Annotated in this window: 13 protein-coding genes and 1 pseudogene; 8 read left to right on the forward strand and 6 right to left on the reverse strand. The window is 72.8% G+C overall.

Features of this window, described 5'->3' with window-relative positions; genetic code table 11:
• Positions 1-163: 163 nt before the first annotated feature.
• Positions 164-1,024: a bifunctional methylenetetrahydrofolate dehydrogenase/methenyltetrahydrofolate cyclohydrolase gene (locus tag FJK98_RS28205; protein ID WP_145921660.1), complete on the reverse strand. Its 861-nt coding sequence runs from the start codon at positions 1,022-1,024 to the stop codon at positions 164-166.
• A 405-nt stretch (positions 1,025-1,429) separates the two neighbouring features.
• Here FJK98_RS28205 and FJK98_RS28210 point away from each other — a divergent pair, with 405 nt between their 5' ends.
• The 5 genes from FJK98_RS28210 to FJK98_RS28230 all read left to right on the forward strand — a co-directional run bounded on the left by FJK98_RS28210 (position 1,430) and on the right by FJK98_RS28230 (position 7,200).
• On the forward strand, positions 1,430-3,034 hold the full coding sequence (locus FJK98_RS28210) for an ABC transporter substrate-binding protein (protein WP_145921661.1): 1,605 nt from the start codon (positions 1,430-1,432) through the stop codon (positions 3,032-3,034).
• A 152-nt stretch (positions 3,035-3,186) separates the two neighbouring features.
• Positions 3,187-4,125, forward strand: coding sequence for an ABC transporter permease (locus FJK98_RS28215; protein WP_145921662.1), 939 nt, complete (start codon positions 3,187-3,189; stop codon positions 4,123-4,125).
• A gap of 18 nt (positions 4,126-4,143) precedes the next feature.
• The gene (locus FJK98_RS28220) at positions 4,144-5,100 is read left to right on the forward strand and encodes an ABC transporter permease (protein WP_145921663.1); all 957 of its coding nucleotides are present in this window, start codon (positions 4,144-4,146) and stop codon (positions 5,098-5,100) included.
• A 5-nt stretch (positions 5,101-5,105) separates the two neighbouring features.
• A complete protein-coding gene (locus FJK98_RS28225) occupies positions 5,106-6,179 on the forward strand; it encodes an ABC transporter ATP-binding protein (protein WP_194821194.1) in 1,074 nt (357 codons plus the stop codon).
• Positions 6,163-7,200: an ABC transporter ATP-binding protein gene (locus FJK98_RS28230; protein WP_145921665.1), complete on the forward strand. Its 1,038-nt coding sequence runs from the start codon at positions 6,163-6,165 to the stop codon at positions 7,198-7,200. Before FJK98_RS28225 ends, FJK98_RS28230 begins: the two co-directional genes overlap by 17 nt.
• Positions 7,201-7,295: 95 nt before the next feature.
• On the opposite strand, the gene purH is transcribed toward FJK98_RS28230, so the two are convergent.
• A complete protein-coding gene (purH, locus tag FJK98_RS28235) occupies positions 7,296-8,867 on the reverse strand; it encodes a bifunctional phosphoribosylaminoimidazolecarboxamide formyltransferase/IMP cyclohydrolase (protein WP_145921666.1) in 1,572 nt (523 codons plus the stop codon).
• Positions 8,864-9,484: a phosphoribosylglycinamide formyltransferase gene (gene purN, locus FJK98_RS28240; protein ID WP_088647168.1), complete on the reverse strand. Its 621-nt coding sequence runs from the start codon at positions 9,482-9,484 to the stop codon at positions 8,864-8,866. The genes purH and purN overlap by 4 nt, the downstream gene beginning before the upstream one ends.
• 138 nt (positions 9,485-9,622) lie before the next feature.
• Between purN and FJK98_RS28245 the strand changes: the two genes are divergently transcribed.
• Together FJK98_RS28245 and FJK98_RS28250 are read left to right on the forward strand one after the other, a co-directional pair.
• Positions 9,623-9,970, forward strand: coding sequence for a CD225/dispanin family protein (locus tag FJK98_RS28245; protein WP_228542951.1), 348 nt, complete (start codon positions 9,623-9,625; stop codon positions 9,968-9,970).
• Positions 9,971-9,996: 26 nt separating this feature from the next.
• On the forward strand, positions 9,997-10,596 hold the full coding sequence (locus FJK98_RS28250) for a DUF4190 domain-containing protein (RefSeq protein ID WP_145921667.1): 600 nt from the start codon (positions 9,997-9,999) through the stop codon (positions 10,594-10,596).
• Between the two features lie 324 nt (positions 10,597-10,920).
• Here FJK98_RS28250 and FJK98_RS28255 read toward each other — a convergent pair.
• Positions 10,921-12,195, reverse strand: a pseudogene (locus FJK98_RS28255) (DUF6350 family protein); the annotation flags it as partial.
• Between the two features lie 156 nt (positions 12,196-12,351).
• Here FJK98_RS28255 and FJK98_RS28260 point away from each other — a divergent pair.
• Positions 12,352-12,609: a hypothetical protein gene (locus FJK98_RS28260; protein WP_145921668.1), complete on the forward strand. Its 258-nt coding sequence runs from the start codon at positions 12,352-12,354 to the stop codon at positions 12,607-12,609.
• 69 nt (positions 12,610-12,678) lie between these two features.
• On the opposite strand, the gene sucD is transcribed toward FJK98_RS28260, so the two are convergent.
• Positions 12,679-13,566 carry a succinate--CoA ligase subunit alpha gene (gene sucD / locus FJK98_RS28265; protein WP_145921669.1) on the reverse strand — a complete coding sequence of 296 codons (888 nt, stop codon included), beginning with the start codon at positions 13,564-13,566 and terminating at the stop codon, positions 12,679-12,681.
• Positions 13,567-13,568: 2 nt separating this feature from the next.
• A complete protein-coding gene (gene sucC / locus FJK98_RS28270; protein WP_145921670.1) occupies positions 13,569-14,747 on the reverse strand; it encodes an ADP-forming succinate--CoA ligase subunit beta in 1,179 nt (392 codons plus the stop codon).
• Between the last annotated feature and the right edge of the window lie 77 nt (positions 14,748-14,824).

A 14,824-nucleotide genomic window follows, 5' to 3' on the forward strand; every position in this document is an offset into this window, starting at 1 on the left:
CCAACGTCACCACCGCCCGGTTCCCGGCGGGTGGCGCGCCGGGCGGTGGCCCGGCCACGAGGCACTGCCTCCGGGCGGGGAGGTCAGCGGCGGGGCACCGCCGCCGGGCGGGGAGGTCGGCTGCGGGGCACTGCCGCCGAGCAGGCGAGACGAGCGGGGGAGGTCAGCCGCGCTCGGCGCGTTCGACGACGTTGGTGAGCAGCATGGCCCGGGTCATCGGCCCGACACCGCCGGGCATCGGGGCCAGCCGACCGGCCACCTGCGCCACCTCTGGGTCCACGTCGCCGGTGTAGCGGCCCTTGCCGTCGTCGCCGATCACCCGGGTGATGCCGACGTCCACCACGGTGGCGCCCGGCGTGATCATGTCGGCGGTGAGCAGGCCGGGCACCCCGGCGGCGACGATGACGATGTCGGCGGCGCGGGTGTGCGCGGCGAGGTCGAGGGTGCCGGTGTGGCAGAGGGTGACTGTCGCGTTCTCGCTGCGCCGGTTGAGCAGCAGGCCGAGCGGGCGGCCGACGGTGTTGCCCCGGCCGACGAGGGCGACGTTGGCGCCGCGCAGCGGCACGTCGTACCGGCGGAGCAGCTCGACGATGCCGCGCGGGGTGCAGGGCAGCGGGCCGTCGTAGCCGAGCACCAGCCGGCCCAGGTTCACCGGGTGCAGGCCGTCGGCGTCCTTGTCCGGGTCGATCATCTCCAGGGCCCGCTGGGTGTCCAGGTGCGCCGGCAGCGGCAGCTGGACGATGTAGCCGTGGCAGCCCGGATCGGCGTTCAGCTCGGCGAGGACGTCGTCGAGCTGCTGCTGGGTGGCGTCGGCGGGCAGTTCGCGGCGGATCGAGGCGATGCCCACCTCGGCGCAGTCGCGGTGCTTGCCGTTGACGTACGCCTCCGAGCCGGGGTCCGTGCCGACCAGGACCGTGCCCAGGCCGGGGGTGACCCCGCGCTCGGCCAACGCCTTGACCCGTACCCGCAGCTCGTCCTTGATCTCGGCCGCGGTCGCCTTGCCGTCCAGGATGATCGCCGTCACGACCAGATCGTCTCATGGCCGGCGGACGGCGGACCGACGACGGGGAACCCGTGACTTTCCGTGAGGTGCCATTACTCACCCTGAGTGACCACATGCGGGTCGGCCCACCTGCCGTACCGGACGGGCGGGTCGCGTCGGGCCCGGACCGGACATCCGGCGACGCCGGCACCAGACGGCCCGACGGGACCCCGGAACCACCCTCGACACCCCCGCCTCACGCAGGATCTCGTCCGATCGCTATACCAGCGACGGTCGTCGCCGACAAGGCCGGTGGCGGCGATCCGTTATCCGTTCGCAACGCTGCCGTTGTCGACGCGCCGGGCCCGGCCTACCGTTGCCGGACGTTGCGCAGAGTCACCCAACGCCGGGTCCGGCTGCGCTACGTGATGAGATGAGGAGACCCCCATGCGTGTGCGCAGGCTTGCCGCCTGGACCGCTCTCCCGCTCGCGGTGACGCTGGGCCTGGCGGCCTGCGGCTCGGGCGGCGGCAGCGGAACCGGCCGGTCCGACCCCGACGCGGCCGTGCGGATCGAGATCGCCGAACCGCAGCACCTGGTGCCGACCAACACCAACGAGACCAGCGGCTCCCAGGTGCTCGCCGCCCTGTTCAGCCCGCTCGTCGACTACGACGAGGCCAACAAGCCCCACGAGGTGGCGGCCGAGTCGGTCACGTCGTCGGACAACCGGGTCTGGACGGTCAAGCTCAAGGACGGCTACACCTTCCACAACGGCGAGAAGGTCACCGCCGACAACTACCTCGACGCCTGGAACTACGGCGCGTACGCCCCCAACGGGCAGAACTCCGGCTACTTCTTCGAGAAGATCGCCGGGTACGCCGACCTCCAGGGCGACAAGCCGGCCGCCGAGCGGCTGTCCGGGCTGAAGAAGGTCGACGACCTGACCTTCACCGTCACGCTGACCGAGCCGTACAGCGAGTTCAAGTCGATGCTCGGGTACACCGCCTTCTACCCGCTGCCGAAGGCCGCATTCTCGGGCCCCGGCGTGCTCAAGGAGGGCTACGAGCAGGCCCCGGTCGGGCAGGGCCCGTTCCGGATGAAGGGCTCCTGGCAGCACGACGCCAAGGTCGAGGTGGAGCGCTACGACGCCTTCCCCGGCGAGCAGCCGAAGGTGGGCGGGGTCGAGTTCCGGATCTACCAGCAGCCGACCGCCGCGTACGCGGACGTGCTCTCGGACAACCTCGACGTGATCAAGACGATCCCGACCGAGAACCTGTCCACCGCCGCCACCGACCTGGGTGACCGGTTCCGGCAGAGCCCCGCGTCGTCGTTGCAGGTGCTGGCCTTCCCGACCTTCCAGAAGGAGTTCAGCAAGCCCGAGGTGCGCAAGGCGATCTCGATGGCGATCGACCGGGACGAGATCACCAAGTCGATCTTCAAGGACTCGCAGCAGCCGGCCCGCTCGTTCGTCTCGCCGGTGGTCGCGGGCTACCGGGAGAACACCATCGGCACGGCCGGCGAGTTCGACCCGGCCAAGGCGAAGGCGGCGTACGAGGCCGCCGGCGGCCCGAAGCGGATCGAGCTGTCGTACAACGGTGACGGCGGGCACAAGGACTGGATCGACGCGACCTGCAACCAGCTCAAGGCCAACCTGGGCGTGGAGTGCGTCGGCACCGCCGAGCCCAAGTTCGCCGACCTGCTGACCAAGGTCAAGGCGAAGCAGCCGGTGGGCCTGTTCCGGATGGGCTGGGTGATGGACTACCCGTCGATGGAGAACTACCTCGGCCCGCTGTACAGCACCAACGGTTCGTCGAACTACTACGGCTACAGCAACCCCGAGTTCGACAAGCTCCTCGCCGAGGGCGCCAAGGCGCCGAACGAGGAGGCCGCGATCGCGAAGTACCAGGCGGCGGAGGACCTGCTGGCGAAGGACATGCCGGTGATCCCGCTGCGCTACGGCCAGAACAACTTCGGCCACTCGACCAAGGTGAAGAACGTGCAGATGGACCTCTTCGACCGGGTCGACCTGCTGAAGATCGAGGCGGTCAGCTAGGTCGGAAGGGCGTCGGCGGCGAGCGGGCCGCCGGCACGTGAAGGCGCGTCGGCGGCAACGGGGCCGTCGGCGGGGAGCAACGGGTCGGGTCATCGGTGGACGGTGACCCGACCCGCCTCCGTCTCCGCCGCTTTTGGGCAAGACTGCACATTATGTTCCGCTTCGTTCTGCGGCGTCTGCTCCAGATGGTCCTCGCCTTCTTCGGGACCACCCTGATCGTGTACGCCCTGATGTTCGCCGGCCAGGGCGACCCGATCCAGGCCCTGGCCGGCGAACGGCCGGTCACCCCGGCCCAGCGGGCGTACCTGACGGAGAAGTTCCACCTCGACCGCACCGGGATCGGCGGCTTCCTCTACCGCTACCTCGACTACCTCAAGAACCTGCTCCAGGGCGACCTCGGGCAGTCGCTGACCGGCCGGTCGATCGGGGACATCCTCGCCGCCGCCTGGCCGGTCACCGTCAAGCTGGCGCTGATCGCGATGGCCGTGACGATCCTGTTCGGGGTCACCGCCGGGGTGCTCGCCGGCATCCGCCGGGCCAGCCTCTTCGACAACGCCACCCTGGTGCTGACCCTGCTGGTGCTGGGCATCCCCACCATCGTGCTGGCCCCGCTCGCCCAGTACCTGCTCGGCGTCCGGTGGCCCGTCTTCCCCCCGACCGCCGGCGCCGACCCCGACCTGTACGCCCTGCTGCTGCCCGGCATCGTGCTCGGCTCGCTGTCGCTGGCCACCGCGCTGCGGCTGACCCGTACCTCGGTGGCCGAGAACCTGCGCGCCGACTACGTGCGTACCGCCCGGTCGAAGGGGCTAGTCCGGCGGCGGATCATCGGCGTGCACGTGCTGCGCAACTCGCTCATCCCCGTGATCACCTTCCTCGGCGTCGAGCTGGGCAACCTGATGAGCGGCGCGATCATCACCGAGGGCGTGTTCAACATCCCGGGGGTCGGCTTCAACCTGTTCCGGGGCATCCGCACCGAGGACGGCCCGCTGGTGGTGGGCATCGTCAGCGTCCTCGTCGTGGTCTACCTCGTCGCCAACCTGGTGGTGGACGTCCTGTACGCCGTCCTCGACCCGAGGATCCGCTATGAGTGAACGCAGCGAGGTGCCGGCATGAGCGACTTCGAGACGGTGGCGGCGACGGAGGACCAGGCCGCCCGGCGCGGGGTCTCCGGCGAGCCCGGGACGCCCGACCGGGTCGGCGTACCGCACAAACCCCGCAGCCTGGCCGGGGACGCCTGGCGCGACCTGCGCCGCAAGCCGGTGTTCTGGATCAGCCTCGTGCTGGTCGTGCTGGTCGCCGCGATGGCCGCCGTGCCGTCGCTGTTCACCGCGAACGACCCGCGCGACTGCGTGCTGTCCCGCCAGCACGCCGGGGCCTCCGGCGGGGCCGTCTTCGGGTACGACTTCCAGGGCTGCGACACGTACGCCCGCGCCGTCTACGGGGCCCGCGCCTCGCTGCTGGTCGGCGCGCTGTCCGCCCTGCTCACCGGGGCGATCGCGCTGGTCGTCGGGATGGTGGCCGGGTACTTCGGCCGCTGGGTCGACGCGGTGCTATCCCGGGTGATCGACATCGTGCTCGGCATCCCGCTGCTGCTGGCCGCGATCGTGCTGCTCAAGCGGGTCAGCACCAGCAGCGACACGGTCCGGCTGTTCGCGGTGATCTTCGTGCTGGCGGTGCTCGGCTGGACCACCGCCGCCCGGGTCGTCCGCTCCTCGGTGATCACCGCCAAGGAGCAGGACTACGTCGCCGCCGCCCGGATGCTCGGCGCTGGCCACGGCCGGATCATGTGGCGGCACATCCTGCCCAACGCGCTCGCCCCGGCGATCGTGGTGCTGACCATCGCGCTCGGTTCGTTCATCGCCGCCGAGGCGACGCTGAGCTTCCTCGGCATCGGCCTCAAGGCCCCGACCATCTCCTGGGGCATCGAGATCGACGCCGGCCGGGTGCACATGCGCGAGTCGGCGACGCCGCTGGTCGTCCCGTCCGCCTTCCTCGCGCTGACCGTGCTCGCCTTCATCATGCTCGGCGACGCGATCCGCGACGCCTTCGACCCGAAGCTGCGGTGAACCCGATGAGCGAACCCGGGCGTGAGCGAGAGGCGGATCCGGTGACCGAGCCCGCACCCCGGCCCACGCCGGCCTCACCCACCCCGCCCGGCGGGCACCTGCTGGACGTACGCGACCTGCACGTCGAGTTCCGCACCGGCGAGGGGGTGGCCAAGGTGATCAACGGGGTCTCCTACCACCTGGACCCGGGCGAGACGCTGGCCGTGCTCGGCGAGTCCGGCTCCGGCAAGTCGGTCACCGCCCAGGCGGTCATGGGCATCCTGGACAGCCCGCCGGCGGTGATCCGTTCCGGTCAGATCCGCTACCGGGGCCGCGACCTGCTCACCCTGCCCGAGGAGCAGCGCCGGCAGGTACGCGGCAAGGAGATCGCGATGATCTTCCAGGACGCCCTGTCGGCGTTGAACCCGGTCTTCCCGGTCGGCTGGCAGATCGGCGAGACGCTGCGGCACCGCGACGGGATGTCCCGCGCCGACGCCCGACGGCGGACCGTCGAGCTGATGGACCTGGTGCGCATCCCCGGTGCGGCCGGGCGGCTCGGCGACCACCCGCACCAGTTCTCGGGCGGGATGCGGCAACGCGTCATGATCGCGATGGCGCTGGCGCTGGACCCGAAGGTGCTGATCGCCGACGAACCGACCACCGCCCTCGACGTCACCGTGCAGGCCCAGATCATGGACCTGCTGGCCGACCTGCGCCGCGACCTCGACATGGCGATGATCCTGATCACCCACGACCTGGGGGTGGTGGCCGGCGTCGCGGACCGGATCGCCGTCATGTACGCCGGCCGGATCGTCGAGCACGCCGACGTCCGCCCGCTGTACCGGGCGCCGGCCCACCCGTACACCAAGGGGTTGCTGGCCTCGATCCCCCGGCTGGACGTGCGCGGCCGGGAACTGTCCACCATCCGGGGCCTGCCGCCGAACCTGATGCGCATCCCCGGCGGCTGCCCGTTCCACCCCCGCTGCCCGTACGTGCAGCAGGTGTGTGTGGACGTGGTGCCCGACGACCTGGTCCTCGCCGACGGCCGGACCAGCGCGTGCCACTTCGCGCAGGAGGTCCACGATGACCGCGACCGCTGACCCGGCCAAGGTCCGGGGCGAGACCATCCTCAGCGTCGACGACCTGGTCAAACACTTCCCGATCACCCGGGGGGTGCTCTTCCGCCGGCAGGTCGGCGCGGTCCGGGCCGTCGACGGGGTCAGCTTCACCCTGCGCCGGGGCGAGACGCTCGGCATCGTCGGCGAGTCCGGCTGCGGCAAGTCGACCCTCGCCCGGGTGCTGATGCGGCTGGAGACACCGACCTCCGGCCGGGCCACCCTCCAGGGCCGGGACCTGCTCTCCGCCGCGGGGGGCGAGCTGCGCCGGCTGCGCCGCAACATGCAGATGGTGATGCAGGACCCGTACACCTCGTTGAACCCCCGGATGACGGTCGGCGACATCATCGGGGAGCCGTTCGACATCCACCCGGACGCGGCCCCGAAGGGCAGCAAGCGCGGCCGGGTACGGGAGCTGCTGGACGTGGTCGGCCTCAACCCGGAGCACATCAACCGCTATCCGCACCAGTTCTCCGGCGGCCAGCGGCAGCGCATCGGCATCGCCCGCGCGCTCGCCCTGCGCCCCGAGGTGATCGTCTGCGACGAGCCGGTCTCCGCCCTGGACGTCTCGATCCAGGCCCAGGTGATCAACCTGCTGGAGCAGCTCCAGGACGAGTTCGGACTGTCGTACGTGTTCATCGCGCACGACCTGTCGGTGGTGCGGCACATCTGCGACCGGGTCGCGGTGATGTACCTCGGTCGGATCGTGGAGATCGGCACCGAGGAGGAGATCTACGAACGGGCCACCCACCCGTACACCCAGGCGCTGCTGTCGGCGGTGCCGGTGCCCGACCCGGAGGCCCGGGGCGCGGCCGGCATCATCCGGCTCACCGGCGACGTGCCCAGCCCGGCCGATCCGCCGTCCGGCTGCCACTTCCGCACCCGCTGCTGGAAGGCCGAGGACATCTGCGCCCGGGAGGACCCGCCCACCGTCCCCCGGCCCGCCGACCCCCACCCCAGCGCCTGCCACTTCGCCGCCCTGCGCGACCCGCCGGGCGGGGGGTGACCACCGGTCGCCGCCGCCGGCGACCGCACCTGCGGCCGAGCACGGGATGCCGCTCGGCCGCAGGTGGTGCGCCGGGTCGGGCCCGGCCGGGTCGATCAGTGGAAGAAGTGCCGGGTGCCGGTCAGGTACATGGTGACGCCGGCCTGCTGGCAGGCGGCGACGGTGTCCTCGTCGCGGATCGAGCCACCGGGCTGGACGATCGCCTTCACCCCGGCGTCGATCAGGATCTGCGCGCCGTCGGCGAACGGGAAGAAGGCGTCGGAGGCGGCGACGGAACCCCGGGCCCGCTCCGCGCCGGCCCGGCTCACCGCCAGCCGGGCCGAGTCGACCCGGTTGACCTGGCCCATCCCCACCCCGACCGACGCGCCGTCCTTCGCCAGCAGGATCGCGTTGCTCTTCACCGCGCGGACCGCCCGCCAGGCCAGCGCCAGGTCCCGCAGGGTGGCCTCGTCGGCCGCCTCACCGGTGGCGAGCTTCCAGTTGGCCGGGTCGTCGCCCGGGGCGTCGATCCGGTCCCGCTGCTGGACGAGGACCCCGCCGGTCACCTGCCGCCACTCGGCCGGCAGCGGGGCGAAGGCCGGGGCCCGCAGCAACCGGATGTTCTTCTTGCCCTGGAGGATCTCCACCGCGCCGGGCTCGAACTCCGGCGCCACCAGCACCTCGGTGAAGATCTCCGCGACCTGGCCGGCCAGCTCCACCGAGACCGGCCGGTTGACGGCGATCACCCCGCCGAACGCGGAGACCGGGTCGCAGGCGTGCGCCTTGCGGTGCGCCTCGGCGACGTCCGCGCCGACGGCGATGCCGCACGGGTTGGCGTGCTTGATGACCGCCACCGCCGGCTGGTCGGGGAAGTCGTTCGCGGCCCGCCAGGCGGCGTCCGCGTCGACGTAGTTGTTGTAGGACATCTCCTTGCCGTGCAACTGCTCGGCCTGGGCCAGCCCCGGCGGGCTGCCCGGGTCGGCGTAGACGGCGGCGCCCTGGTGCGGGTTCTCGCCGTACCGCAGCGTCGCCTGCCGGCGCAGCGCCAGCCCGGCGAAGTGCGGCCAGCCGTCCTCGGCCGGGGCGGCGGTGCCGGCGAACCAGTCGGCGACCGCCACGTCGTACTCGGCGATGTCGGCGAACGCGCGGGCGGCCAGCGCCCGCCGCTGGGCCAGGGTGAACCCGCCCTCGGCCAGGGCGGCGACCAGCGCCGGGTACGCGGCCGGGTCGGTCACCACGGCGACCGAGGCGTGGTTCTTGGCGGCGGCCCGGACCATCGCCGGCCCGCCGATGTCGATCTGCTCGATGCACTCGTCCGGGGACGCGCCGGAGGCGACGGTGGCCTGGAACGGGTAGAGGTTGGAGACCAGGACATCGATGCCGGCGATGCCGTGCTCGTCGAGCTGGTCGGCGTGCGACTCCTTGCGCAGGTCGGCCAGGAGCCCGCCGTGGATCTTGGGGTGCAGGGTCTTGACCCGGCCGTCGAGGATCTCGGGGAAGCCGGTCACCTGCTCGACCGGGGTCACCGGCACACCCGCGCCGGAGATCGTCGACGCGGTGGAACCGGTCGAGACGATCTCGACCCCGGCCTCGTGCAGCGTACGGGCCAGCTCGACCAGACCGCTCTTGTCGTAGACGCTGACCAGCGCCCGCCTGATCGGGCGGCGGGTGTCCTGCGGGGCACTCACGGAACCGTGACCTTTCTTCCGGTGATCGTCCAACCTGCACGGACCAGGCGACCGACCTGCTCGACGAGCTGGCGGCGCTCGGCTTCCTTGATGCGCTCGGTGAGCGTCTCCTCGTCGTCGTCGTCGAGGACCGGCACCGCCACCTGCGCGACGATCGGGCCGGTGTCCATCCCGGCGTCGACGAAGAAGAGGGTGGCCCCGGTGACCTTGACGCCGTAGGCGAGCGCGTCCCGGGGGCCGTGGATGCCGGGGAACGCCGGCAGCAGCGTGTTGTGCGTGTTCAGGTAGCGGTCACCGAAGGCCGCCAGGAACTGCGGCCCGACCAGCTTCAGGAAACCCGCCGAGATCACCAGGTCGGGCCGGTGCTCGGCGACGTGCGCGGTGAGCGCCTTGTCCCAGTCGGCGCGGGTGGGGTGGTCCTTCACCCGGTCGACGAACGTCGGCACCCCGGCGGCGGCGGCCCGGTCCAGCCCGACGATGCCGTCCCGGTCGGCGCCGACGGCCACCACCCGGGCCCCGTAGCCGGGGTCGGCGGTGGCGTCCAGCAGCGCCTGGAGGTTGCTGCCGGAGCCGGAGACGAGGACGACGAGGCGGGCGACGGACGCGGGCTCGGTCACCCGGCCACCCTAGCGGGCAGGTCGGCACGCCCATCCTGCGGGCGGCGACGTTTCGGGTGATCACGCGTGTCGCCCCGACACGGTACGCTGCCGGTCGCCCGGTGGCCGGGCCGCGCCCGCCACCGCACCCCATAGCCAATGATCAGGTACGGACGCCGTACCGACGTGAACGAGGAGCACTCGCAGATGCAGCCCGGCTACCCCAACCCGCAGCAGCCGATCAACAACAACATGACCGCGTCGATCGTGGCCATCTTCTTCTTCTGGCCGTTGGCGATCCCGGCCATCATCAACGCCTCGAAGGTCAACCCGGCCCTCCAGCAGGGCGACTACGCGGGCGCCGAGGCCGCCGCCCGGGAGTCCAAGAAGTGGTCGAAGCTGGCCTTCATCATCGGTGCCGTCTGGCTCGTCATCGTGCTGCTCTGCTGCATCTTCGGTGGTCTGATGGGCGCGATCGGCGGCAGCAACAGCACGAGCAGCTACTGACGGACCACGACTGAGGAGCACCCGAGATGCAGCCCGGAAACCCCGGCCACGACCCGTACGGCCAGCAGCCCCCGCACGATCCGTACGGGCAGCCGCCCGTCTCGGGCCAGCCGCAGGACCCGTACGCCGCGCCGCAGGCACCGTACGGGCAGCAGCCGGCGGCACCGTACGGCGAGCAGCCGCAGTACGGGCAGCCCCCGCACGACCCGTACGGCCCCCAGCCCACCTCGGGCCAGCCGTACGGTCAGCCCTTCCAGCCGGACCCGTACGGCCAGCCCGTCCACAAGGACCCCTACGGGCAGCAGCCGTACGCGGCGGCGGCCAGCTCCTACCCGGGGGCCGGCTACCCGGCGCCGCAGGGGCAGCAGAACACCCTCGGCCTGGTGTCGCTGATCCTCGGCATCGCGTCCCTTCCGCTGCTCTGCTGCCTCTTCCTGGGCCTCCCGCTCGGCATCGGCGCGGTGATCACCGGCTGGTTGGGCATGCAGAAGGCGAACCAGGGCCTGGCCAGCAACGGCGGTCAGGCCAAGGCCGGCCTGATCTGCGGGGCGGTCGCGGTCGGCCTCGGCATCCTGCTGCTGCTCCTCAACCTCATCGGCAGTTTCACGCTGCCCACCTCGCCCTGACCCGGGCGACGCACGACCGAGGGGCGTTCCGGCACCGTCCGGGGCGCCCCTCGCCGTGTGCGCGACCGGACCAGGCACCCGGCGGCACGGACGACGCACCCGGTCGCGCCGCGCGGCGGGTCGAGCCCGGCTGGCCCCCGGGCCGCGCCCCGGGTGCGGGCCGGGTGGTCAGTCCGGCACCGGGCGGGCCGGCCGGTCCTCGGCCGGCCGGGGGTGCTCCCGGGCCGGCCGCTGCCGGTCCCCGGCCGGGTCGGGCCGCTCCGGAGCCCTCCGGGGGCGGCCGGCGGGCGGCCGGGGCCGGGTCGCCGGGCGGGCCGGCGCCGGCCGGTCGAGCACCTTGGCGGCGGCGGCCCCGAGCAGCGCGCCGACCGTGACCACCGCGGCCGCCACCGCAGCCACCTGCCACGGCACCGGGCCGATCTCGGCCAGCCGGCCGCCGCCGAGCGGGCCGCCGGAGGCCGCCGCGGCGAGCCCGACGACCAGGCCGACCACCGGACCGGCGAGCGCGGCCGGGCCGAGCAGCGCCGGCCAGGCCGGCGGGGTCCACTCGTCGGCGTCCGGGCGGAGCAGCCGGCGGGCGAGCAGCCAGCCCGCCGTCATGCCGGCCAGCACCGGCACCGCCAGCAGCGCCGCGCCGAACCCGTCGACCGGGCCGCTGGGCAGCCCGGCGAGCAGCGGTACGGCCGGTAGCGACCCGACGGAGACCTCGCTGAGCCGGACCGCCGTGCCGGTGCCGACGGCGAACCCGGGGCCGAGCAGGTAGGCCGTCGACCAGACGGTGGCGTTCGGCGCGTAGGCGAGGCTGACCAGGGTGATCCCGGCCTGCCCGGCGACCCCCGTCCGGTAGGCCCCGATCAGGTCGGCGGCGTCTCCCCCGCCGGTCGCCACCGCCAGGCCCGCCGCGCTCGCCCCGGCGGCGAGCAGCAGCAGGGCGGCGACCAGGCCGGTGCGGACGCCGTCGCGCAGCACCGGTGGGGCGCGGTCGGCGAGCAGGCGGGTGACGGCGGTGGTGCGGGCCGCCCCGACCAGGGCGGCCAGCGTGCCGAAGAGCAGCAGGGTCAGCCCGGACCGGACCGGGGACACCCGCAGGCCGCTGCTGTCGACGAGCAGCGCGGCCAGGACGCCGAACACGGCGTAGCCGATGCCGACCGCGAGGGCGACGGTGGCCGCCCGCCGGGGTGACCGGCCGCCGCGTGCGCCGACCGCGCGGCTGGTGTGCACCCCGGCCCGGCTCAGCCGCCAGAAGGCGAACGCGCAGAGCGTCAGCGGGACGAGGCCGAGCCGGCCGGCGGTGGTCTCCAGCGGCACCCCGTGGCCGAGCAGCCAGCCGGCGAGTCCGGCGCGCAGCGCACCGACCAGCGAGCCGGCGTCCTCGCTGAACTGGGCCAGCCCGAGCACCACCGCCACCGGCAGGTACGAGGTGACGGCGGCGCCGGCTGCGGCCACCCCGGCGGCGACGGGCAGCGGCGCCCGGGAGCGCCCGGACTGCTCCGGCCGGCGGGGTGCGGGCACCCGGGCGCCACCGGCACGGCCGGGCGGCCTGCCGCCGGTGCGGGCACCGCTGGGACGGCGGGGCTGATCAGGGGTGGTCGAGGACATCGGCTCTACTCTGGCATGCCGCGCCGGTGGTGGCTGCCCGTCGGGGCCGCCCGGGGCCGGCGAGTTCCGTGATCCACCGTCGTGGGGGCCCGATCCGGTTTAGCCTCGGCGCAGGGACGCGACCCAAGTCGCGGCACCGATCGCCCGGAGGAAGCCGTGAACGCTCCGTACCCACCGCCACCGGCCGCGGCCGGGCGGGACCGCACCACGCTCTGGGGGGTGCTCGGCATCGTCCTCGGCCTGATCTGCTGCGGCATCCTGGGCATCGTCTTCGGCTACCTGTCGATCCGCGACGCCAAGCGGTACGGCCAGTCGCCGGTCCTCGGCTACCTGGCCATCGCGTTCGGCGTGATCAACATCATCGGCACCGCGATCTGGCGGGCCAGCGGGACGTACCCGCTCTGGAACAACTGAGGGGGCCGACCGTCTCCGGTCGACCCCCTCGGTCGGTGCGTCGTTCGCTCGGGCGCTGCGGCCCACGGCTCAGCGGCCGGACATCAGCTCCCGCATCAGCTTGGCGGTCTCGGTCGGGGTCTTGCCGACCTTGACGCCGACCGCCTCCAGGGCCTGCTGCTTGGCCTCGGCGGTGCCGGCCGAACCGGAGATGATCGCGCCGGCGTGCCCCATGGTCTTGCCGGGGGGCGCGGTGAAGCCGGCGATGTAGCCGACCACCGGCTTGGTGACGTTGTCCTTGATGAACTCGGCGGCCCGCTCCTCGGCGTCGCCGCCGATCTCGCCGATCATCACGATGGCGTCGGTCTCCGGGTCGGCCTCGAACGCGGCGAGCGCGTCGATGTGGGTGGTCCCGATGATCGGGTCACCGCCGATGCCGACGCAGGTGGAGAAGCCGATGTCCCGCAGCTCGTACATCATCTGGTAGGTCAGCGTGCCGCTCTTGCTGACCAGGCCGATCCGGCCGGAGCCGGTGATGTCGGCCGGAATGATGCCGGCGTTGGACGCGCCCGGCGAGGCGATGCCGGGGCAGTTGGGCCCGATGATCCGGGTCTGCCCGCCCTTGGCCACGTTGTACGCCCAGAACGAGGCGGTGTCGTGCACCGGCACGCCCTCGGTGATCACCACGGCGAGCGGGATCTGCGCGTCGATCGCCTCGACCACCGCGCCCTTGGTGAACTGCGGCGGTACGAAGATCACCGTGACGTCCGCCCCGGTCTCCCGCATCGCGTCCGCCACGGAGGCGAAGACCGGCAGTTCGGTGCCGTCGAAGTCGACGGTGGTGCCGGCCTTGCGCGGGTTCACCCCGCCGACCACGGTGGTGCCGGCGGCGAGCATCCGCCGGGTGTGCTTGGAACCCTCGGAGCCGGTCATCCCCTGCACGATGACCTTGGACTCCTTGGTCAGCCAGATCGCCATCGTCAGACCCCCGCAGCAGCCAGCTCGGCGGCCCGCTCGGCCGCGCCGTCCATGGTGTCGACCCGCTGCACCAGCGGGTTCCCGGCGCCGTCGAGGATCGCCCGACCGGCCTCCGCGTTGTTGCCGTCGAGCCGGACCACGAGCGGCTTGGTGACCTTCTCGCCGCGCTCCTCCAGCAGGGCCAACGCCTGGATGATGCCGTTGGCGACCTCGTCGCAGGCGGTGATGCCGCCGAAGACGTTGACGAAGACGCTGCGCACCGACGGGTCGGAGAGCACGATCTCCAGGCCGTTGGCCATCACGGCCGCGCTCGCGCCGCCGCCGATGTCGAGGAAGTTGGCGGGCTTGACGTTGCCGTGCCGCTCGCCCGCGTAGGCCACCACGTCGAGGGTGGACATGACCAGACCCGCGCCGTTGCCGATGATGCCGACCTCGCCGTCGAGCTTGACGTAGTTGAGGTCCTTCTCCTTGGCGGCCTGCTCCAGCGGGTCCACCGCGGCCTGGTCGACCAGGGCCTCGTGGTCCGGGTGCCGGAAGCCGGCGTTCTCGTCCAGGGTGACCTTGGCGTCGAGCAGCAGCAGCGTGCCGTCGCCGGTCTTGGCCAGCGGGTTCACCTCGACCAGGGTGGCGTCCTCGGCGACGAACGCCTTCCACAGCCCCACCGCGACGGCGACGACCTGGTCGGCGACCTCGGCCGGGAAGCCGGCCGCGTCGACGATCTCCCGGGCCTTCGCCTCGTCCACGCCCTCGACCGCGTCGATCGGGGCCTTGACCACCTTGTCGGGGGTCTCGGCGGCGACCTGCTCGATGTCCATGCCACCGGCGACGCTGGCGATGCAGAGGAAGGTGCGGTTCGCCCGGTCGAGCAGGTAGGAGAAGTAGTACTCCTCGGCCACGTCCGCGGTCACCGTGATCATGACCTTGTGGACGGTGTGCCCCTTGATGTCCATGCCGAGGATGTCGGTGGCCCTGGCCACCGTCTCGTCGGTGCCCTCGGCCAGCTTGACGCCGCCGGCCTTGCCTCGGCCGCCGACCTTCACCTGCGCCTTGACGACCACCCGACCGCCGAGGCGTTCGGCGATCGCGCGGGCCTCCTCCGGGGTCGTGGCGACGCCGCCGGCGAGCACGGGCAAGCCGTGCCGCTCGAACAGGTCCCGCCCCTGGTACTCGTACAGGTCCACGATTGCGCGTCCCGTCCCGTCTCCGCGGCGCGCCGTCGCGCCGCCGCCAGCGTTGTGGAAACTCCGTTGACGCCTGT

The sequence above is a fragment of the Micromonospora sp. HM134 genome, from assembly GCF_007833915.1.
Taxonomy (GTDB): Bacteria; Actinomycetota; Actinomycetes; order Mycobacteriales; family Micromonosporaceae; genus Micromonospora; species Micromonospora wenchangensis.